This window comes from Pseudoalteromonas sp., assembly GCF_041629635.1.
Lineage (GTDB): Bacteria > Pseudomonadota > Gammaproteobacteria > Enterobacterales > Alteromonadaceae > Pseudoalteromonas.
The window spans coordinates 15,116-36,478 of the sequence record NZ_JBFKMX010000012.1 but is presented as its reverse complement, the minus strand read 5'-3'; the positions used below and the strand labels follow the sequence as shown (position 1 = coordinate 36,478).

At 39.0% G+C, this 21,363-nt stretch carries 19 protein-coding genes; 11 read left to right on the top strand and 8 right to left on the bottom strand.

Annotation, left to right across the window (positions count from 1 at the left end):
* Window positions 1–33: 33 nt before the first annotated feature.
* Both ABYD77_RS03380 and mutY read right to left on the bottom strand, forming a co-directional pair.
* Window positions 34–306, bottom strand: coding sequence for an oxidative damage protection protein (locus ABYD77_RS03380; RefSeq protein WP_274763308.1), 273 nt, complete (start codon window positions 304–306; stop codon window positions 34–36).
* A gap of 31 nt (window positions 307–337) precedes the next feature.
* Entirely contained in the window at window positions 338–1,396 is a 1,059-nt protein-coding gene (mutY, locus tag ABYD77_RS03375) for an A/G-specific adenine glycosylase (protein ID WP_372766999.1), read from the bottom strand.
* A 163-nt stretch (window positions 1,397–1,559) separates the two neighbouring features.
* On the opposite strand from mutY, the gene trmB reads away from it, so the two are divergent.
* Both trmB and ABYD77_RS03365 read left to right on the top strand, forming a co-directional pair.
* Window positions 1,560–2,285, top strand: coding sequence for a tRNA (guanosine(46)-N7)-methyltransferase TrmB (gene trmB, locus ABYD77_RS03370; RefSeq protein ID WP_372766997.1), 726 nt, complete (start codon window positions 1,560–1,562; stop codon window positions 2,283–2,285).
* A gap of 3 nt (window positions 2,286–2,288) precedes the next feature.
* Window positions 2,289–3,311 carry a methyltransferase gene (locus tag ABYD77_RS03365; protein WP_372766996.1) on the top strand — a complete coding sequence of 341 codons (1,023 nt, stop codon included), beginning with the start codon at window positions 2,289–2,291 and terminating at the stop codon, window positions 3,309–3,311.
* On the opposite strand, the gene ABYD77_RS03360 is transcribed toward ABYD77_RS03365, so the two are convergent.
* Window positions 3,293–3,751, bottom strand: a complete 459-nt coding sequence (locus tag ABYD77_RS03360; protein WP_372766994.1) for a hypothetical protein — start codon at window positions 3,749–3,751, stop codon at window positions 3,293–3,295. The two genes, ABYD77_RS03365 and ABYD77_RS03360, sit on opposite strands and share 19 nt — an antisense overlap.
* Before the next feature lie 178 nt (window positions 3,752–3,929).
* On the opposite strand from ABYD77_RS03360, the gene ABYD77_RS03355 reads away from it, so the two are divergent.
* From ABYD77_RS03355 to arcA, 3 genes are all read left to right on the top strand, one after another.
* A complete protein-coding gene (locus ABYD77_RS03355; RefSeq protein WP_372766992.1) occupies window positions 3,930–5,528 on the top strand; it encodes an ATP-binding protein in 1,599 nt (532 codons plus the stop codon).
* Window positions 5,528–6,037: a YfiR family protein gene (locus ABYD77_RS03350; RefSeq protein ID WP_372766990.1), complete on the top strand. Its 510-nt coding sequence runs from the start codon at window positions 5,528–5,530 to the stop codon at window positions 6,035–6,037. The genes ABYD77_RS03355 and ABYD77_RS03350 overlap by 1 nt, the downstream gene beginning before the upstream one ends.
* Window positions 6,038–6,156: 119 nt before the next feature.
* On the top strand, window positions 6,157–6,870 hold the full coding sequence (gene arcA / locus ABYD77_RS03345) for a two-component system response regulator ArcA (protein ID WP_372766988.1): 714 nt from the start codon (window positions 6,157–6,159) through the stop codon (window positions 6,868–6,870).
* Here arcA and ABYD77_RS03340 read toward each other — a convergent pair whose 3' ends face one another.
* Together ABYD77_RS03340 and ABYD77_RS03335 are read right to left on the bottom strand one after the other, a co-directional pair.
* Complete coding sequence (locus tag ABYD77_RS03340) at window positions 6,871–9,192, bottom strand: ATP-binding protein (protein WP_372766986.1); 2,322 nt, start codon at window positions 9,190–9,192, stop codon at window positions 6,871–6,873.
* Between the two features lie 43 nt (window positions 9,193–9,235).
* Window positions 9,236–11,062 (bottom strand): hypothetical protein, encoded by a 1,827-nt coding sequence (locus ABYD77_RS03335; RefSeq protein ID WP_372766984.1) that lies wholly within the window; start codon window positions 11,060–11,062, stop codon window positions 9,236–9,238.
* 253 nt (window positions 11,063–11,315) lie between these two features.
* Here ABYD77_RS03335 and ABYD77_RS03330 point away from each other — a divergent pair, with 253 nt between their 5' ends.
* The 4 genes from ABYD77_RS03330 to ABYD77_RS03315 all read left to right on the top strand — a co-directional run bounded on the left by ABYD77_RS03330 (window position 11,316) and on the right by ABYD77_RS03315 (window position 14,483).
* Window positions 11,316–11,906, top strand: coding sequence for a DUF2726 domain-containing protein (locus ABYD77_RS03330; RefSeq protein ID WP_372766982.1), 591 nt, complete (start codon window positions 11,316–11,318; stop codon window positions 11,904–11,906).
* 110 nt (window positions 11,907–12,016) lie between these two features.
* The gene (gene mtnN / locus ABYD77_RS03325; protein WP_372766980.1) at window positions 12,017–12,727 is read left to right on the top strand and encodes a 5'-methylthioadenosine/S-adenosylhomocysteine nucleosidase; all 711 of its coding nucleotides are present in this window, start codon (window positions 12,017–12,019) and stop codon (window positions 12,725–12,727) included.
* Window positions 12,728–13,681 carry a cobalamin biosynthesis protein gene (locus ABYD77_RS03320; RefSeq protein ID WP_372766978.1) on the top strand — a complete coding sequence of 318 codons (954 nt, stop codon included), beginning with the start codon at window positions 12,728–12,730 and terminating at the stop codon, window positions 13,679–13,681.
* Window positions 13,659–14,483, top strand: coding sequence for a helical backbone metal receptor (locus tag ABYD77_RS03315; RefSeq protein ID WP_372766976.1), 825 nt, complete (start codon window positions 13,659–13,661; stop codon window positions 14,481–14,483). The genes ABYD77_RS03320 and ABYD77_RS03315 overlap by 23 nt, the downstream gene beginning before the upstream one ends.
* Before the next feature lie 17 nt (window positions 14,484–14,500).
* Here ABYD77_RS03315 and ABYD77_RS03310 read toward each other — a convergent pair whose 3' ends face one another.
* Window positions 14,501–15,007, bottom strand: a complete 507-nt coding sequence (locus ABYD77_RS03310; RefSeq protein ID WP_372766974.1) for a methylated-DNA--[protein]-cysteine S-methyltransferase — start codon at window positions 15,005–15,007, stop codon at window positions 14,501–14,503.
* Between the two features lie 32 nt (window positions 15,008–15,039).
* Window positions 15,040–16,239 carry a tyrosine--tRNA ligase gene (gene tyrS / locus ABYD77_RS03305; protein ID WP_372766972.1) on the bottom strand — a complete coding sequence of 400 codons (1,200 nt, stop codon included), beginning with the start codon at window positions 16,237–16,239 and terminating at the stop codon, window positions 15,040–15,042.
* Between the two features lie 186 nt (window positions 16,240–16,425).
* On the opposite strand from tyrS, the gene ABYD77_RS03300 reads away from it, so the two are divergent.
* Together ABYD77_RS03300 and ABYD77_RS03295 are read left to right on the top strand one after the other, a co-directional pair.
* Window positions 16,426–17,742, top strand: a complete 1,317-nt coding sequence (locus ABYD77_RS03300; protein ID WP_372766970.1) for a peptidoglycan DD-metalloendopeptidase family protein — start codon at window positions 16,426–16,428, stop codon at window positions 17,740–17,742.
* Window positions 17,743–17,826: 84 nt separating this feature from the next.
* Window positions 17,827–20,019, top strand: coding sequence for a DUF6351 family protein (locus tag ABYD77_RS03295; protein ID WP_372766968.1), 2,193 nt, complete (start codon window positions 17,827–17,829; stop codon window positions 20,017–20,019).
* A 213-nt stretch (window positions 20,020–20,232) separates the two neighbouring features.
* On the opposite strand, the gene ABYD77_RS03290 is transcribed toward ABYD77_RS03295, so the two are convergent.
* On the bottom strand, window positions 20,233–21,363 hold the full coding sequence (locus ABYD77_RS03290) for a sodium ion-translocating decarboxylase subunit beta (RefSeq protein ID WP_372766966.1): 1,131 nt from the start codon (window positions 21,361–21,363) through the stop codon (window positions 20,233–20,235).

Here is a 21,363-nt window from a genome sequence, read left to right as displayed (position 1 = left end):
TCTAATAGAAAAGGCGCCAAATCGGCGCCTTTTCTATTTTTCTACAGGTTTATAACCTTCAATTTCAACATCTTTATTTTCAAATAAAAAGCCAACCATTTGCTCTTCAAGAAACCCGCGATGTTCTGGGTCCATCATATTAAGGTGCTTTTCATTGATCAGCATAGTTTGCTTGTGTTGCCACTGTGCCCATGCTTCTTTACAGATATTGTTAAAGATACGCTCGCCAATTTCACCTGGGTAAAGTTGGAAGTCTAAGCCATCAGCTTCTTTTTGTAACTTTTGACAAAAAACAGTACGTGCCATAATCAGTCTCACTTTAAACTTTGAGTGCAGTTTACCCTTTTCTGGTTAAAGTTTTAATTATTTTCTTTGTCGGTGTAGCAAGACCAACTTGCTGTTGCTCACGCAAATTAAACGCTAACACTTCTTTTTCTGCCACTTGCATTGGCATTTTTTTAACATTAATAACCACTGGCGTAATTATTAAATTAAAATGACTGAAAACATGTTTAAACTCCGTTAAAACCTCTTTTTCGCCTGTCAGGTTAAGCACTGCTAGCCAATTATCTAACTCGCTTTCATTTTCAAATTCAAAAAAGCCAAATAACCCCCCCCAAATCCCAGAAGATGGACGCTTTTCCATTAACACTTCATCATTTGATTTAACAATTGCCATTAAACATGATTTTGTCGGGTTGGTTTTCTTCGGTTTAGGATTTGGAAATTCTTTTACACGTTCCGCTTTATGTGCAGCACATTTATCAACTAATGGGCAAGGGCCACAATCAAACTTAGTGCGTGAACAAAGGCTTGCACCTAAATCCATCATCGCTTGATTAAATTCAATAACATTTCCCTTAGGCGTTACCTGTTCTGACAACTGCCATAAAAGATCTTCAACTTTCTTTTCACCATACCACCCAGACACCATAAAAAAGCGCGCTAAAACACGCTTTACATTCCCATCTAAAATGGGGTGATGTTGGCCAAGGGAGAGTGACAAAATCGCTCCCGCCGTAGAGCGGCCAATACCCGGTAGTGCTATAACCTCTTCGATATTTGTTGGAAATTGACCTTGGTATTTTTCCACAATGATCTTTGCAGCTTTGTGCAGATTACGAGCCCGTGCGTAGTAACCTAAGCCTGTCCAGTGATGCAGCACTTTATCTTCATCAGCCTCAGCGAGTGACTCAACAGTAGGAAAACTTGCCATAAATAGTTCAAAATACGGGATCACGGTAATTACTTGTGTTTGCTGCAGCATAATTTCAGACACCCATACTTTATATGGTGTTTTAGCTAACTGCCACGGCAAGGTTTTTCGTCCATACAAGTGATACCAATCGACAACTTGATCAGCAAACCACTTGCTTTCGCTTTTTTCTATTTTCACGCACGACCCTAAATAGAATTGATTTAAATCGTCGCCAGTCTATTAAGGCAAACTGAAAATTCAAGCAAATGTTGCTATTTATTATAAAAAAGCAACAGCTTTACTTGAGCTAAATCCAACTTACGGGGATAATACGCCCCCAAATTTTCAACGTCGGTGAGATATGAGCGATACATCTAAAACTGCTTTAGAGCAAGCAGAACAAGAAGGTAAATACATTCGTAAAGTTCGCAGCTTTGTTAAACGCGAAGGTCGTTTAACAAAAGGGCAAGCAAAAGCGCTTGAAGATAATTGGGCAACAATGGGATTAAATCACCAAGACGGCCTGCTTGATTTCACCAAAGTGTTTGGCAATGACAACCCAGTGGTACTAGAAATTGGTTTCGGTATGGGTAAGTCACTTGTTGAAATGGCAAAAAATGCGCCAGATACAAACTTTATTGGTATTGAAGTACACCGCCCAGGTGTGGGTGCCTGTTTAATGGATGCAAGCGAAGCTGGTGTTACAAACTTGCGTGTTTATGAGCATGATGCAGTAGAGGTACTTGCTGATTGTATCGCAGATAGCTCACTTGCTAAATTACAGCTATTCTTCCCAGATCCGTGGCATAAAAAGCGTCATCATAAGCGTCGGATCGTGCAGCCTGAATTTGTAGAAAGCTTACGTGGTAAATTACAAATTGGCGGTATTTTCCACATGGCGACTGACTGGGAAAACTATGCAGAACATATGCTTGAAGTGATGATGGCTGCTGAGAAATTTAGCAATTTATCTCAAACAAATGATTATATGCCGCGACCAGATGATCGCCCATTAACCAAATTTGAACAACGCGGCCACCGTTTAGGCCATGGTGTTTGGGACTTAATGTTCGAAAGAAAGGTATAAACCATGTTATCAGCTGCCAGCCAGGTATTAATTCGTAATCAAGAATATTTAGAAGCCGAATCTATTTTATTGGTAAACCATATAAATGATGGCTTTGCTGAGCAGCTGTGTAACCTTTATCCAAACACATCGGTAACCGCATTTACCAGCATTTTAACCAACCAAACAGAAGCAAAAAGTCAAAATCTTGAACAAATAGTTGCAGCTGAATTACCAAAGAAGTCATTTGATTTAGTGGTACTTTTTTACCCTAAAGCAAAAGCTGAAGCGCAAATGTTACTGGATAATATTCGCGCTATCAGTTCAGAGACTACTCGCTTACTGGTTGTTGGCGAAAATAAAGGCGGTGTTAAGTCAGCTATCAAACAACTGAAAAATGATACGCAATTTTCTCGTAAAGTTGATTCAGCGCGTCACTGCAGTTTGTTTCAGTTTTCAGGTTTAACTATTAACCCTGATTTCCAACTAGCAAACTATGCTAAGCAATTTGAAATCAATGTAGCTGGAACACCGCTTAGTTTAGTCACTTTGCCAGGCGTATTTAGCCATGGTGAGCTTGATAAAGGCACTGAGTTACTGCTTGAAACAATTAAGCTAAATAACCCAAAAACGCTACTGGACTTTGCAACTGGTTGTGGTGTTATCTCTACATTTTTAGCCAAACATTATACTGAATGCCAGATTGTTGCATCAGACGTAAGCGCCCTGGCATTAGCTGCTGCAAAATTGACCTTCACCAAAAACGGCGTCAATGCAGAATTAAAACTGGCTGATGGTATTTCATCAATTGATGCAAAATTTGACTATATTGTGTCAAACCCACCCTTCCATACTGGTCTTGCAACTAATTACGATATCACCCAATTATTTATCGCTGACGCCAAAAAGCAGCTCAATAAGCAAGGTGAATTACTGATTGTTGCTAATAGTTTCTTGCCTTATGCAGATGCACTAACTGATGAGTTTGATTGTTTTATTAAACTCAAAGACAATAAAAAGTTTACCATTTATTCTGCTACAGCCTGATTTTTCCCATACTTTAACAACCTAAGTGGATAATTTTTTGTGTGTTTATCAAGATATGCTAGTTTAAGCGGCTTTTCCCTCCCCATTGTTTTAACTAAATAGACCTGCCGCTTTTTTACTACATAAAAAGCATTTTGTTTGGCAAATTTGGCATAACTTTTTGCCAAATATAAGGAATTAGCATTAAAAACAATGGTTAATTCCCGGTAGTCCATATTTGCGGAACCTCCCCATATTAATTGAGGTTTCAAACCATTTTTTACCAATCGTCGTATCACCGTTTTTTCTAATATACGATTTTGTTGTTTATTGGACCTTTTACCGTGCGCATTCCAAACACTAAGAAGTGATGTCAATGCATTTTTCATTTTACAATTAGAAAAAGGAGTAAATGTTGCCGTTTGATAAATTTGATAAAGTAAATAGTTGTTATTTTCCATATGCTTGTTGATAATCTAATCACCTTGCGTCTAAACTTTAATTGATAAAAATTGCTTTTACACAAAGATTTGCTTAAAAAGTTCGGTCTCAGTAACATGTAGCTAACCTTGAAAACAAAAATGTAATATGCCTACTTCTCATAAAACAATAACAATTAGAAAGGCTCTAAGCCGAGCAGTGATAGTCATCACTTCTCTAAGCATACTGCTTTCGGTCATTGTTAGTACTGTTATAGATGTAAACAATCAAAAGAAGAACTTAATTGAAGAGCTCAATACACTTGCTGGTATTATTTCCTTTAACGCCTATGTACCGCTTGTATTCTTAGATAATGATGAAATGCAAAAACAGCTCAAAGCCTATGAAAAGATCGATTACATAAAGAATATACATATATATCAAGTTGATGATTTTACCGGTTCTATTTCGCTTTTTGCAACTTACGACACCGCTGATAACCCACCTATCCCCTCACGAGTTAAAAAACTGTCAAACAAAATTACTGCGAATGTTGAAGGAGATAACATCGAAGTGATTTACCCAATTCAGACTGACGACACAGAAGATATAACATCTTCAAACACAAAAATTGACGGCTACGTATATATTCTAGGTACTGATGCTCCTATACAAAAGGCCCTCAAAAATAGAATATCTATTGATATCATAGTCGGTTTAATGATTTTAGTTTCGGTTCTATTAATAACACTAACTTTCCAGCGTCGCTTTTCAAGACCTATTGAAGCCTTGAGCGCAATTGTTAAGGACGTCTCAAAAAACAAAAACTACGATGTTGTAGTACCCAACGCCAAAATTACCGAATTAGATTTATTAGCAAAAAGCATTAACACCCTATTTGCTCGCACCCTTGCCCAATTAGAGCGTCAGAAAAAAGATGAAAAAGAGATTAGACAGCTAAACCAAAACCTTGAACTTAAAGTAAACCAACGTACCGTTGCATTAAAAGAGGCTAATCAAGAGCTATTGAGTACCCTTGAACGAATGCACCAGTATCAGACAAAGATCGTTGAAAATGAAAAAATGGCTTCATTAGGGCAAATGGTTGCTGGTGTTGCACATGAAGTAAACACACCTCTTGGTCTGGGAATTACTGGCTCAACTCTTCTAAAAGATAAACTTGAAGAACTCAAATCACATTTTGACAATAAAACCTTAACATCTTCTCATATGAGTCGTTTTATTGAAGATGGCGTAGAAAATTTAGATTTAATCTATCGAAACCTAAATCGTGCAGCCGAACTCGTATCGAGCTTTAAGCAGCTAGCTGTTACCCACGAGACACAAGAAGGTAAACATATTAATTTATATCACTTCACCAATGAGGTTATTTCGACGTTAACTGGTGAATTAGCAAAGCTTCCTCACAAAGTGTGTGTTGAAGGTGATACAACTCTAGAAATTTGGACTAAGCCGCCTGTTATTCAACAGATTATTGAAAACCTTATCAGTAATAGTTTGATTCATGCATTTTACCCTGAACAACAGGGTAACATTATAATTTCCATCTCGAAACGCGATAATCATGCAATTATTGATTATCAAGATGATGGCAAAGGTGTGCCAATTGATATTAGAAACCGCATTTTTGACCCGTTTGTTACTACTCGCCGTGGTGAAGGTGGTAGTGGTTTAGGTATGCACTTAGTCTACAACTTGGTCACTCAAGCACTTGATGGCAGTATAAAGCTCAATACAGAAGCGCAAAAAGGCGCGCATTTTATTATTGAGATCCCAATTATTGAGGGAGCTTTATAATGCGAAATTTAATCATGGTTTGTTTGCTTATCTTCAGTGTATCCTCGTTTGCGAAAACAGCCGAGCAGCTCCGCGCAGCCTACCTCATTCAAATTCCAGCATTTGTAAGATACACAGACACCTCTCATAAGCCTTTTAAAGTAACTTATTGCTTTGCAGAACAGCTCGGTAAAGTAGGTGGTTTAATAGAAGCGCAACAATCTGTTTTAAAACAGCGAATGAATTTTTCATTAGTAGTTGTCAAACAGCCTAAATTAGAAAAGTTAAAAGAATGTAGCTACCTTTATCTAGCAAAAAATACAGATAATATTAGCGACTTTCTTAAACAAGCAGATACTAAAACCATTGCTATTGGCGAAGAAGTTTCTGTGATGGAAAGTGGCGCTTTAATGGCGCTTGTGCAAGAGCAAAATAAAATCCGCATCCATATTAATCGAAGCAAACTTGATGAAAATACCGTGAACTTTAATGCTCGCTTATTATCGCTTGCAAAAGTAGACAACTATTAATCGAATGTAAGCTAACACATTCCCTGAAAACTTGTTTACTCAAGTGATAGCCCCTATAATCCTAAATTGTAAGAGATTACTGAAAATAATTTTAATTTACCTAAAAGGGTTAAATAAGAATGCAGACGCCTGTGATTTTAATCGTCGAAGATGAAGACGTAACTAGGTTAAATCTTGTCAGCTTATTTGAAGCTGAAGGCTATAAAGTGCTTGAAGCCGTAGACGGTGAAGAAATGCACGAGCGTATTTCGCAAAATGATGATATCAACTTGGTAATTATGGACATCAATTTACCAGGGAAAAACGGTTTAATTCTAGCTCGTGAAATTCGTCAACAACGCAATATTGGCCTTATTTTCTTAACTGGCCGTGATAATGATGTAGACCGCATTCTTGGTCTAGAAATTGGTGCTGACGACTATATCACTAAGCCTTTCAACCCAAGAGAATTGACAATTCGCGCTCGTAACTTACTTACGCGCACTAATTCTAGCGGTGAAGATGTTGAAAGTAATAGCTCCGGATTGCTCACTTTTAATGGCTGGGAATTAGACGAAAATAGTCGCTGTTTAACATCACCTACAGGTGATGTAAAGCGCTTACCTAAAGGTGAATACCGTGCGCTACGTTTAATGCTAGATTCACCGGGTAGAATTTTTAGCCGTGAACAACTTATTAAACATATGACAGGCCGGGAACTTCGTGCGAATGACAGAACCGTTGATGTAACCATTCGTCGCATAAGAAAACATTTCGAAGGTGAAGCAAACACACCTGAACTTATCAGCACGATTCATGGCGAAGGTTATCGCTTTATTGGTAAGATCGATTAATTAATCGTTTTCATCCAATACTTGATTAAGGGCTTTAAGCCCTTTTTTTATATCTGAAACAAGACTAACCAACCAAGCTTCTAATTGCGCATCTTCTGCTGTTTCAGCATTATCTTCCATCTTTTTAGCGAGTTTTTGCACCTCTTTTAATGCAACAGAACCTGCAGCGCCTTTTAGTTTATGTGCTACAGACTTATATTCGCTGTAGTCTTTACCTTGTAATGCCTGTTTTAACTCATCTAAATACTTGGGCCAAAGCTTCTCAAATAATTGAACGCCACGAGCAAACGACTGTACCCCCATTGAATCGACAAAATCTTCGAGTGTTTCCATATCTAATAGATGGCTATCCGAGAATTCAACACAGGACTGATGAAGAGAAGATGATTGCTCCAGCTCCACTTCTTTGGTGGAATGTGGGAACAGCTCTGCTAGCACGCTATCAAGCTTTCTAGTATTAATAGGTTTTGCCAGCGAGCCTTGCATTTTCACACCTGACAAATCTTCTTCAGCACGACGTACATTTGCCGTAAGAGCAACCAACGGTAGATGATCAAACTCCTCTCTGGAGCGTACAATACGTGCAACCTGATCACCATTGATATCCGGTAACTGCATATCTAACAGCACTAGATCAAGATCATCTTCCGTTTCAATAAATGATAATGCATCTTCACCTGTCTCAGCCCAAATAACCTCATGGCCACGCTGTTCCAGTAAATTCGTTGCAATCTCAGCGTTTAACGGGACATCTTCCACTAACAAGATATTCAATGGACGACCATCGTAGACCTGCTGAACAGGTTGCTCTGTTAACACTAATGGGATTTCGATATTGAAAGTACTGCCCTTACCCATTTCACTAACTACATGAATATCACCATCCATCGCTAGAATAAGTGCCCGCGATACTGCTAAACCTATGCCTGAACCGAGCGCATTACCACCAGAAAGATCTGGCACTTTGTAATATAAATCGAAGATACGCCCGAGCTCATCTTTAGCGATGCCAATACCTGTATCACTGACACTAATTTCTAAAAACGATTTGCTGCCACGGTATACTCGTTTGCAATCTAACGTTACGGTGCCATGTTGAGTAAACTTCACCGCATTATTAATTAGATTCCAAAGCACTTGACGTAGACGGGTAGGATCGATTTCCACATGCACATCAAACACACCTGCTTGCAGTACTTTAAATTCAAGTTCTTTTTGTTGCGCTATTAATCCACCGAAATTGAAAATATCATTCAGGAAATCGGCCAGGTTGACACTTTCACATGCAATGTCCAACTGCTCCCTATCAACCTTATCTAGGTCAATGATGTCATTGAAAATATTACCTAAAGTTTCTGCACTAGAAAATACAGTATTACACCAACTACGCTGTTCGCTACTCAATTCTGTATCAAGTAACATGCGCGTTAAGCCAACGATGCCATTGAGCGGTGTACGCAATTCATGGCTTAATGTTGCAATAAACTTACCTTTATCTTTATAAGCCGTTTCTAAGTCCTGTTCGGCTTGTTTACGTGAAGTTATGTCACGACCAAAACCTAATAAACCGATGTATTCATTACTAGGATTAAAAAAAGGGACTTTACGCATTTCAAACCAGCGCAATTCATTATTGACCTGACAACTTACATCCAACGTAACTGACACATGATTTTGTTGCACCTCATTGTCGGTATTTAGTACCGAGGGGGATTGCCCTTTACCAAAAATATCATCCGCACGACGACCAATTAGTTCATAAGAAGATAACCCCATCACTTCTTCAAACATCCTATTACAACCCGCAAACCGCCCGGAATTATCACGGTAATAGAATAAATCGGGTGATGAATCTACAATCGAGCGTAACAAAACCTCTTGGTCATCAAGCTCTTGTTGGGTTCGTTTTCGTTCAGCGATTTCTCTACGAAGTTCCTCTATCGCACGTCGCTTTGCTTGAAAAGCGAGTTTTCTGTCGTCAATTTCATTATTTAAACGTCGAATATTTTCTTTAAGGCTTTGGTTTAGTAGCTTTTCTTGCTTAGTCGCACTCTCTATATAGTTATTTGAGGTGCTTAATTGGTGGTTAATATCAAAAATCGAAATGATAAAAAGCGGTGCAAGTATCGCTGCAAATACCAACATCCCTACAACTTCTAGCCAAGGAATTTGCCCCAGAGAAATATAGTAATAGATACAAGCGACAGCGAGGGCAATTAATTGAATTAAAATAAAAATTACTGCCCCGGCTTTACCTGTGCCAAAGCGGTCTATAAGTCGGTTAAGGGCTAAAACCCAAAAACTTGTCGGTGAGCTAATCATAATAAGTTAACTATAGTCCAAGTTATAACTCACCTTGATAAAGTTATAAAGTTGGCAAAACCGTTAGCTTATTAGCCACTTGGGATAGCGAACATACTTGGAATTCGCCACCTCGTACTTTCACAACACCCAGACGAGCTAATGCTGAACTATTTTGCGAAATCGAAATATTGACGTCTAGGTCATTTACAGTGTCATTACCTAGAGCTTGTTTAGCACCGGTTTTACACATCATTTCATTTAATTTATAGAAATTATCACGAGCAAGCGCTTGTGCCGAAGTGACTTGTGGCTGAGTGCCATTTAACTGAGTTGCATACTTCCAACTTGGAAACTCAACCGACACGTTACCATTACGCAGTGAAATTTGGTCTCCGTGGGTAAAATAATGGCTAGTAAACTCACGTACACCTTCTTTATTATTCTCTTTTGTGATCTCAAAAAGCCACAAACCACCTGAACCAAGCACTTCAACTTCTGTGTGGATCCCTTTTCTTTGCATTACAACCGATGTTTTATTATCTAAACCAAATAAATGTTGATTAGAGCTAAATAATGCAGCGTGTATACCGCGAAGCTGTTTTCCTCTTTCCGATACTTGAGTGTCGATAATACCTGAGGGTAAAAAAGGTAAAATTGCTGATTCAACAACGGTAAATTCGCGTTCACTCTCAAGCGCAATACAATCTGCACCTAGGCTACACGCATCATTTCCTGAGGCAAAAGAAATTGGTTCAGTGGTATTTATCTCGTTCACCACCCCCGTTAATATACTTAACGGTTTTGAATCACTGGTAATAGCATTGATACTGCCACCTTCCACTGCAATGAGCACTTCGTTGTTTTTATACATATCAACGATTTTATCAAGCGCTGCGCTTTTACTGCCCGTTGGCGTATAAAATGCGTGATAACTTAAAAGCGGGCTACCATCTGCAATATAGATAGCGTCCATGCGTTTTATCGTGTCAATTAAGGGTTCAGACTTTTTACATTCACTTACTTGTTGTTGAAATAAGTCTGGGTATAAAACTTCGCGACGAAAACTTGCTAAGCGCTTAATTTGGAAATCTTGCAGACTATCGCACGCTGTTTTTTCATATTCTTTAGCGGTGATAGCAGTTTGCATAGCAGCATCAAGGGGCAACCACACTGCTTCAAAGCCTACCTGCTCAAATAAATTTAAATAGTAATCAACTTTGGCATAGGGATCACGATTCGTGCCCGTAATTACCGCAATACGCGGCTTTCGCTTATTTCCTGCAATCTCAGCGCTCAAATCAAACAAGTTTTGGTATGCGAGGGAAGCTTCAATATTTGTAGTTTCCGCAAAGTTAACCTGAGTTTTTAAACGGTTATTTCGGCTTTCCAGTTGTTTTTGCTCAAGTAAATCAAATAAGTTGCGCTTTTCAAATTCGTATAAACTTTGCCAGATATCACGACCAGAAACAGATTCTTCACCAGTTTTAGTAGAAACGCCGCGCAGAGCTCGCACAAACTGTCGCTCTGTAAGCTTTACATTTTCAAATTTCGGCTTAACTGCTTTTAAAATGTCAGTGACTTGTTTCTTTAGCTCTTCTTGCTCAGTCCACGGATATTGAGAAACGCGTACGAGAGCCTCGTCAGTGATGTCAAAAATTGCTTTTTGTTTCACATCCTCAGAAAACGATTTTTTACCCTCGTCTGAACAAAAACGTTGGCTTTCACTAGAACAAACTGTTAAGTCATCAGACAGTAAAATTAAGGTACTAGCAGAGGATATTGAAAACGGTGCAAACACAACTAAAGAAGTTGCAAGCACTGTATTAACCAGATTTTTTACGTTTTTATTAAACGTTTTATTTAACAGGCAAAGTCGAGCGAAGCGCATAATTAACACCATTTATTGTTATTTTATTGCGTCAATCTAGATACCGAACTGTGCGAGTCGGCAATACCCAAATTCGAATGAGCACAACGAAGTCTTGAAATTTTACCTAGGTTCGCCGCGAGTAACAAGTAGTGAGACTGGTTATGCCAAGGAAAATATCTGTTAATAGTGTAAAAAACAAATTAAATCTGGCATCTATATTGCTTAAAGTTGTTTGTGAAAATTTGCGTCAAAGTTTTGATTTGGAGTATTTATGGAACTTGTTTCTTTATTGATATTAGTACTGGTAGTTGTAGCAGCCTTTATTGCTTCAAAGTTTACCCATTCGGGAAATCCCTACCCGTTCACACAAAAGAAGTCGCTATTTACGCAGGTAGAAACCGCATTTCTTAACCTTTTAGAAAAAGCGATAGGTTCGGATTATAAAATTGTTAGTCGCGTACGACTGATCGACATTTTAGATTTTCAACCAGGTACAGACGATAAATCTCGTCGCAGTGCTCTGGCAAAAGCACAAAATAAACAATTAGATTATGTACTGCTTGATAAAGAAAGCCTAAAAATTGTCGCAGCAATTGACCTTGTTAATAACGCAAGCAAGAACGGGCACAAAGCAAAAAAAGATTGGTTTGTTAATGGCGCTTTAGAATCTGCTGGCATTCCGCTAATTCGTATTAAAGTGAAATCAGGCTATAAAGCGCAAGAAGTAAGACAAGCAATACTCTTTAAACTTGGTAAACAAGTCAATAACAGTAAGCCTATTCGTAAATCGACCATAAAGAGCACACCTGTACTTTCTCCGTCACAAGTTAAGTCACAGTCAACCGCATTGGCACAAGTTTAAACTTTCTTATAAAAACCCGCATATTGCGGGTTTTGTTTGTCTATTGGTTGTTAACCTAGCTATAATTCCGCCATATTTATTTTTTCGCTTTCTAGATAGGCAAAATCATCATGAAAATCGGTATTATTGGCGCAATGGAGCCTGAAGTAGCAATTTTAAAAGCTGCTATCGAAAACACGCAAATCACTGAACGTGGTAGTTTCACTTTTTACCAAGGTCAATTGGCAGATCAGGATGTTATTTTAGTACAATCAGGTATTGGTAAAGTTGCTTCTGCACTTGCTACAACGCTGATGATTGAGCTTTTTGCACCTGACTGCATCATTAATACGGGTTCTGCAGGTGGTTTTGAACAAAGCTTAAACGTAGGCGATGTAGTTATATCGAGTGAAGTTCGTCATCACGATGTTGATGTTACAGCTTTTGGATACGAAATGGGTCAAGTACCACAAATGCCACCTGCGTTTATTGCACATAAAACACTGGTAGAAAATGCAGAAAAAGCGATTGCTTCTATGTCGAAAGGCATTAAAACAATGGTTGGCCAAATTTGTACAGGTGATTCATTTATGTGTGACCCTGTTCGCATCGAAAAAACACGTGAGCAGTTTCCAAATATGCTAGCTGTTGAAATGGAAGGCGCAGCGATTGCACAAGTATGTCATCAGTTAAAGACACCATTTGTGGTTATCCGTTCACTTTCGGATATTGCTGGTAAAGAGTCCCCAGAGTCATTTGAATCATACCTAGTAAAAGCGTCAGAAAACTCTTCTGAAATGGTTATTGCATTACTAAATAACTTAAAGCAGGTTTCTCTGTAAGTGGGATTTGAGCTCCCACTTTTTTCTATCAGTGCATGGAGCACTTTGCTGCTTGTACTGCTTACTTCCTTTATATATTTACCCGCTGAATATCATCCTACACCGCTAATTCGACTATTAATTGGCAAACTTGCAAAACGCATTTATGACGATAAGTCATCGCCATTTTATCAAGTATTTTCGTCTCTGTTTTTAACCTCATTAATCGTTTGCTGCTTTACCGTATTAAGTATTGGCGTTATTAGCTTTGCCCATTTCCCAATCGCATTTGAGTTACTGGTTTTGTTTTTATTTATCTCAAACCCGTACAGTAATCCAAAACTAAAACGCGCCACTTGGTTGTTAGCACAAAATCAAAAACCTGTGGTACGCGATATTTTGAGCCAATTTTTAAGGCGCGACACCACTAATTTATCTGAAACGGGAATGGTAAAAGCTATTATCGAATATCAAAGCTTAAGCTTCGTGCGTCAATTTTTTATCCCATTGATATTTTATTACTGCTTTGGTTTTGTGATTGCCTTGGTATATTGCTTAATACTTATCTGCGCCAATGCATATTCAAAAGAAACACCACCCAATAGTAAATTTAGCCTTGCAAGTAACGCCATTATTGCCGCTTTCGAATATATTCCATTACGCCTGTTTTGCTTGCCACTACTATTAAAACCGCGTACTAAAGGTTTTCATTACCTGTCTTTATTTGTCAGTAATGGTTATAACAAGAATTCATGCTTTCTACTTTCATGCCTTGCCGGATATATTGACAAACAACTCGGTGGTCCTGCTTTTTATCAAGGGATTAAGTACAGTAAAACACGCATTGGGCCAAAACATTTACCTAAAATAGATGCCATAAAACACGCTAAAAATGCACTTCTTTTTGCTAGCCTATTTTGGCTTGTGATTATTTTATTGTTGGAAACAATTTATGCGCTTACCCATTATCTATAGTTTTGTATTATCATTTTTCTTTTTTTGCAGCCAGGCTCTTTCAGCTTCACCTAAACGGATTGCCACACTTGCTCCTCATTTAACAGAGTGGACCTATTCACTTGGTAGTGGTGATCAAGTAATCGCGGTAAGCAGCTATAGTGATTTCCCAGAAGACGCAAAAAAGCACCCAATAATTGCTGATGCAAACGGCATAAACTTATCAAAATTAGTTGAGCTAAACCCCGACCTTGTTTTAGTTTGGCGCTCGAATGCCAAACTTGGGCAAATTGAAAGAATGAAGCAATTAGGGCTAAATGTATTTATATCAGATCCACATACGCTCGAAGATATCGAAAAAGAAGTTACAGCGCTTGGTGAGAAGTTATCGCAACAAGTCGCTGCCAAAAACTACACCACTCAATTTAAAAGCGATATTGCACAATTAAAACAGCGCTACCAAAAGTCACAATTCGCCCCAGCGTTTTTTCAGCTATGGCATACCCCCATTATGACTGCAAATAAGCACACTTTGGTTAATCAAATCTTTGAAATATGTGGCCTTGAAAATGTGTTTGCCGCCAGTGATGTTAATTACCCAACAGTTAATAAAGAACAAGTAATGCTGAAACAACCTGAATTTATTGTGATTTCAGAAATGGATGAACACAATGTGCAGTCTGAGATTTGGCAAGGTATGGTGTTTATCCCTGCAGTGAAGAAAGGGCAAATAATCAAGCTAAATCCTGATCATTTACATCGTTACACCAACCGTGTGCTTATTGCTGCCGATGAACTTTGTCACAAGGTAAGTGCTTTTTAATAGTAATGTATGAGGGTTTAGATTAAGCCCTCAATTTCAAGTAATCGCTGTTTAGCATCAAGCCCACCAGCATAGCCAGTCAATTTACCATTACTGCCAATAATACGATGGCAAGGCACAATAATTGATATTGCATTGGCACCATTGGCATTTGCCACTGCGCGAACCGCACTTGGCATATTCATCGACTGCGCTAATTGTCCATAACTTTGCGTATTTGCAAAAGGAATTGTCATCAATGCTTGCCAAACTTTTTGCTGAAAGTCAGTACCAACCAACTTCAACGGCAATGAAAATTCGCTAAGTTCTTTTGCAAAATAAGCTTCTAACTGGTGTATTACCTGCTTATTAAACTCACTTTTAGCAAATATAAACTCAGCCTTAAGCCCATTACTAATTCGGTTATCTACACGCGACCTTGCTTTACGATTTTGCCAATCACACAAGCATAATTGTTCATCTATAGACCCTATAAGCAATTCATCTACCGGGCTTTTATATTCTGTGATAATTATTTTAGACATATAAAAAAGCCCACTTTCGTGGGCTGCTTTTATTAATTTACAGTTACTTTTGCAAATTTACGTTTACCTACTTGGTAAACTTCACAACTGCCAACTTCAATCTGCATTTTGCTATCTGACACTTTTTCTTTCGCATTGATTTTAACAGCACCTTGCTTAATCATACGAATTGCTTCTGATGTACTTGCAACTAAACCTACTTCTTTAAGTAAGCTAGCAATAGTAAGTTCGCCATCTGCAGTAATTGTTACTTCAGGAATATCATCTGGTAACGCATTTTTTTGGAAACGCTTAATGAAATCGTGATGTGCTTCTTCGGCAGCTTCCGCTGAGTGGAAACGTGCAATCATTTCTTTCGCGAAATCAATTTTAATATCACGCGGGTTAGTACCATTTGCAACTTTTTCTTTAAGCGCTTCAATTTCATCAATACTTAATGCACTTAACAGCTCGTAGTAACGCCACATTAAATCATCAGAAATAGACATCACTTTACCAAACATATCGTTTGGTGCGTCTGTAATACCAATGTAGTTACCTAATGACTTAGACATTTTCTGAACGCCATCAGTACCTTCAAGTAATGGCATCATTAATACTGTTTGCGGCTTTTGACCTTCGTCTTTTTGTAATTCGCGACCCATTAACAGGTTAAAACGCTGATCGGTACCACCTAACTCAACATCTGCTTCAAGAGCAACCGAATCCCAACCTTGTACAAGCGGATATAGGAACTCATGAATTGCAATTGACTGACCACCAGCATAACGCTTTTTAAAGTCATCACGCTCTAACATACGCGCAACAGTCTGGCGCGCAGCAAGTTTGATCATGCCTGCAGCACCTAACTTTTCCATCCACTCAGAGTTGAATGCAACCGTTGTTTTTGCCGGATCAAGAATTTTAAATACTTGTTCTTTGTATGTTTCTGCATTGGCGAGCACATCTTCACGAGTTAGCGGCTTACGTGTTACATTCTTACCTGTTGGGTCACCAATCATGCCCGTGAAGTCACCAATTAAGAAGATAACTTCATGGCCAAGATCTTGGAATGTTTTCATTTTATTGATCAGTACAGTGTGACCTAAATGAAGATCTGGCGCTGTTGGATCAAAACCCGCTTTGATTTTTAATTTTTTACCTGACTTTAGTTTTTCAACTAATTCTTCTTCAATCAGGATTTCTTCTGCACCACGCTTTATTTCCGCTAACGCAGCTTGGATATCAGCCATGTATTTCTCCATTTACCAAAGCACATTTGCGTACTTTGACAAAAAATTCATTTTTAAGATAACAATTTCTTGATTCTACCCTATATTCTGGTCACTTTAAATGCACAAAACACTGGCACTACAGGTCATATAAGGTTATTCTGATTTTATTCACTTTTATTTAATTAATGTAGCAAAAGGCACATTATGGTTTTGCAAGTAAAAAAACTACCGAAAAAACATAAAATGTTGCTCGCTGGGGTAGTTACATTTATTACAGCTTTGGTGCTTCTACCCTCTGAGAAGGCGAGCGCGTCAAGGCAAACCAATCAAGATGCGCTTGAAATTGGCAAGCGTTATGAACTTGCAATTGAAGTAGAAAAATTAGAACAAGAAACTGCTGCAGCCAAACCTGCTGTGGAGTTACCTTTAGTAACTCTTGATTTTAAAGAGTTCAAAGTTAAAAAAGGCGATAACCTCGCAAAAATCTTTAAACGAGCAGGTTTTTCAGCGTCAACTCTGCATAAGATTATTAACGCAAACAAATTAAACAAACAATTAACCAAGATCCACCCTGGTGATTCTCTGCTCTTTGCAGCAAATGAAAATAACGAGCTTATTCAGTTAAACTATCAAATTAGCCGCACAGAAACTTTAATTGTTAAACTCAATGATGATCAAACAATTAGCTCAAGCCTTGATAAAAAAGACATTGAAAAACGCACTGAATATGCATCAGGTATTATTGATTCAAGTTTTTGGAATGCGGGGATAAGCGCTGGCCTTAATGAAAAGCAAATCATTAATTTTGCTAACATTTTTGGTTGGGACATCGACTTTGCTAACGATTTGAGAAAAGGCGATGCATTTACGCTAATCTATGAAAATCATTATGTTGATGGTGAATACATTGGTACAGGTAAAATTTTAGCTGCTGAATTTATTAACCAAAGCGAAAACTATGCCGCAGTGCGCCATACCGATGATAACTTCTATACCCCAGAAGGTCGCAGCTTACGCAAGGCTTTTTTACGAGCGCCGGTTAACTTCAAATATATAAGCTCAAGCTTTAACCCACGCCGTAAGCACCCTGTTACTGGTCAAGTTAAAGCACACCGCGGTATTGATTACGCAGCAAAAACCGGCACTCCGGTTGTTTCAGCTGGTAACGGTACGGTGATTAAAGCTGGCTACAACAAATACAATGGTAATTATGTATTTATTCGCCACGGGCAAGAATACGTAACCAAGTACCTTCACTTGCATAAGCGCAAAGTTAAACGCGGTGAAAAAGTAAAACAAGGCCAACTTATTGGTACTGTTGGTGCAACTGGCCGTGTTACGGGCGCACATTTACACTATGAGTTTTTAGTAAACGGGGTTCATCGTAATCCACGTACTGTTAAGCTACCAAAAGCTGAGGCGTTACCTAAGTCTGAATTAGCCAGTTTTAAGCCTTATGCCCAAAATATGGTTGCGAGTTTACAGAAAAACAGAGAGTTACAACTCGCACTAGCAAAATAGCATATTAGGCACCTTCGGGTGCCTTTTTCGTTCTAACAGAGCAAATATCTTCTGCCTATACTTAAAGCTAAGGAGGAAGATATTATGTTGTTTATTTTACTCGTCAGACGCCTCATTTTTATAAGCCTTTGTTCTTTTTTATTAACTTGCACTCCTGCACCCCACTCCCAGTTTCGTGTTTTAAACACCGCACCTTTACAAACGACAACCCAATTGCATGTTGAGTCACATATTCGCTTTAGTAAAAGACCAACAGATTTTGTTAAATACCCAATTGCGCTTGGTTCCGTAGGCCCCGTTACACCGCTTTACGCGGGCGCAAATCGCTATCCATTTTCCTGTGACACAATGCGCTCTGGGCTTGGTCAACCCGAGGTAGATAACCAGCAAGCATTTGGAACTGCTGTCTATCATGAAGATGAAGCTGGCAAAATCACCAATACTATTGTGGGCTACAGTAAAGACTGTTTAGCACGCTCAAAATTACGTTACTTTGCTCTTAGCGCTGATGGTAAAAGTGATGAGATATTCTCGCTTTCACAATTTAAAAGAAAAGAAAATAGCCAACAGCTACTACTCATTAGATTAGAACAAGGCACAATTAATCGACATATCTACACCATTGCGATGCCAATTACACCACACGAATTTGGTAGTTGGAAAACCCGCTCTCTTTGGAACAACAAACTTATTTATCAGTTTGCTGGCGGTGTTGGCATTGGTTTTCGGCAAGGCAAAGTTAATCCAGCTAAATTACTTAATCGACGCTATCGCGAATTACAAAAAGGCTATGCAGTAATTACATCAAGCGCTAATAAAACGAGTTATACCTATAATATGCTGCTTGCCGAGGACACTGCTTGGCGCGTTAAACGCCAATTTGAGTCACTTTACGGTAAACCTAAATATACCATTGGCATTGGCGGCTCTGGCGGTGGCCTTGCTCAATATCTAATAGCACAAAATAGCCCAGGCTTAATTGATGCAGCTATCCCACTCTATTCTTACCCTGACATGGTTTCGCAAACCATCTACGCCTTAGATTGCGATTTATTTAACACCTACTACCATTTTAAAAGTGAGCTAGCCCAGTGGGATAACAGCATAAAAAAACGCGCTGTTGAAGGTTTAAATAATGCAGAAATAGAGCATAAATCATGGTTTTACACACCTATCAACCAAATGCTAACAGGCAATTCAGTATATCGCCCGAAAGTATACAGTGAATGTGTCCATGGTTATTTTGGCTTAAGTAGTCTTGTTAATAACCCTGCACAAGGTTTTTTAAAGCCTTTATTTAGCCAAACTGTTAATCAGCAAACTAACTGGAGTTATTGGCAAGACTTAGCACTTATTACCCAGCAAAAAAATGAAGCAGATGCCCCTGCGCTTTGGGACAACCAAGGTGTGCAATATGGTTTAAAAGGGTTACAGCAAGGAGTATTAACACCCGAAACGTTTTTGCATCTCAATTACCATATTGGTGGCTGGAAACAGCAATCGAAACAGCAACCTGAGCAGTTGTTGTTTTTTCCTTTTGTTAAAACACCCATATGGTTAACGCAATGGAGTCGTCACAATATAACTAGTGCAGGCGACAAACCAGCACAACGAACTCAATCAAATATCGCGGCAATTCAACAGGCCTATCGCTATGGCCAAGTTTATTTAGGGGTAAATACTATTCCCACTATAGATATTCATCACTATCTAGAGGAGCAGCTTGATATGCACCATATCTCCACTTCTTTTGCGACTCGTTTACGGATCCTGCAGCAACATGGAAACCTCAAAAACCACCGAATTTGGATATCAAACAAGCACTACACGCCTCTTAATGAAGCTTTTGACACTTTAGATTTGTGGTTAACAACACACAAAGCACCGTTAAACGCCAGTGATCGCTGCTTTGGTGAAAAAGGTGAAGTTATCGCTGATGGAGAAGATGTATGGAATGGTGATTGGAATAACCAAGACGATGGAGAATGCACGCGTCATTTCCCAATTTATACCAACTCACGCATTCAAGCTGGCGGCCCTTGGGCTGGCAGCGTATTTAAATGCCAGCGAATTTCAGTGGAGCAGGCTATCAAACAAGGTGTTTACCACCCTATTGATATGGCACCTTACCGTGACAAGTTAGCACAAACATTCCCAAACGGTGTGTGCGACTACAGCAAACCCGATTTAGGAAACCCATTTAGCGCATTAAATGGTAAATTAAGCTTATCACCATTGAAATCATTAACAGTGGCCAAATCCAGCGAGCAATCTTAGCAGTTTGCTGCTCTGAAAATCGCACACCCGACTTTTCAATCAACGGAATAATGACAATTAATGCCACAAAAAGCACAATCAACAAAATGAAAACATTCATTTAAAACAATCCAATGTATTAGTTTAGAAAGTGATTGTATCGAGAAAAATGAAGATAAAAAAGCGGCCGAATTAACGGCCGCGAAATGAGCTGGTTGAGCTCTACGATGAAACTTATCCCACCATGGCAAGCAGTATACCGGCAGCAACTGCACTACCAAGTACCCCTGCTACATTTGGCCCCATCGCGTGCATTAACAAGAAGTTATGAGGATTTGCTTCTAATCCAACTTTGTTAACAACACGTGCCGCCATAGGTACTGCTGATACTCCCGCAGCACCCACAAGTGGATTGATAGGTGTTTTACTGAATTTGTTCATTACTTTAGCCATCAGTACACCTGAACCAGTGCCAATACCAAATGCCACAGCACCAAGGGCTAAAATCCCCAGAGTTTCGACCGTTAAGAATTGATCAGCCGCAAGCTTAGAACCCACAGCCAAGCCAAGGAAAATAGTAGTAATATTAATTAACTCGTTTTGCGCTGTTTTACTTAAACGATCCACTACACCTGACTCGCGCATTAAATTACCTAAACAGAACATACCCACAAGTGGTGCAGCTGCAGGTAAGAACATGGCTATAAGCACTAACACCAATAATGGGAAGATAACCTTTTCAGCTTTGCTTACTTGGCGTAACTGTGGCATTTCGATATTACGCTCAGCTTCTGTAGTAAACAGCTTCATAATTGGCGGCTGAATAATAGGCACTAACGCCATATAAGAATACGCAGCAACCGCAATCGCTCCAAGTAGATCTGGCGCCAATTTCGATGCTAAGAAGATCGCTGTTGGGCCATCAGCACCACCAATAATCGCTATAGCAGAAGCGTCTTGCAGCGTAAATTCAAAACCTGGTATGTAGTTTAAGAAAATGGCGCCAAATAACGTGGCAAAAATACCAAACTGTGCAGCAGCTCCTAACAGCAACATTTTAGGGTTCGCAATTAGCGCACTAAAATCAGTAAGTGCACCAACGCCCATAAAAATAAGCAGTGGGAACACTCCTGAATCAATACCAATTTTATAAACGTAATAAAGTAACCCACCAGCTTCTGACAGCCCTGCAAGTGGAATATTAGTTAAAATGGCACCAAAACCAATCGGTACTAATAAAAGAGGCTCAAAATTGCGCACAATTGCAAGGTATAGCAATAGTGCACCAACTAGCATCATGATTAATTGTGGCAATTCTAAATTAGCAATGCCCGTCGCTTGCCATAAGGTCAATAAGCTTTCCAT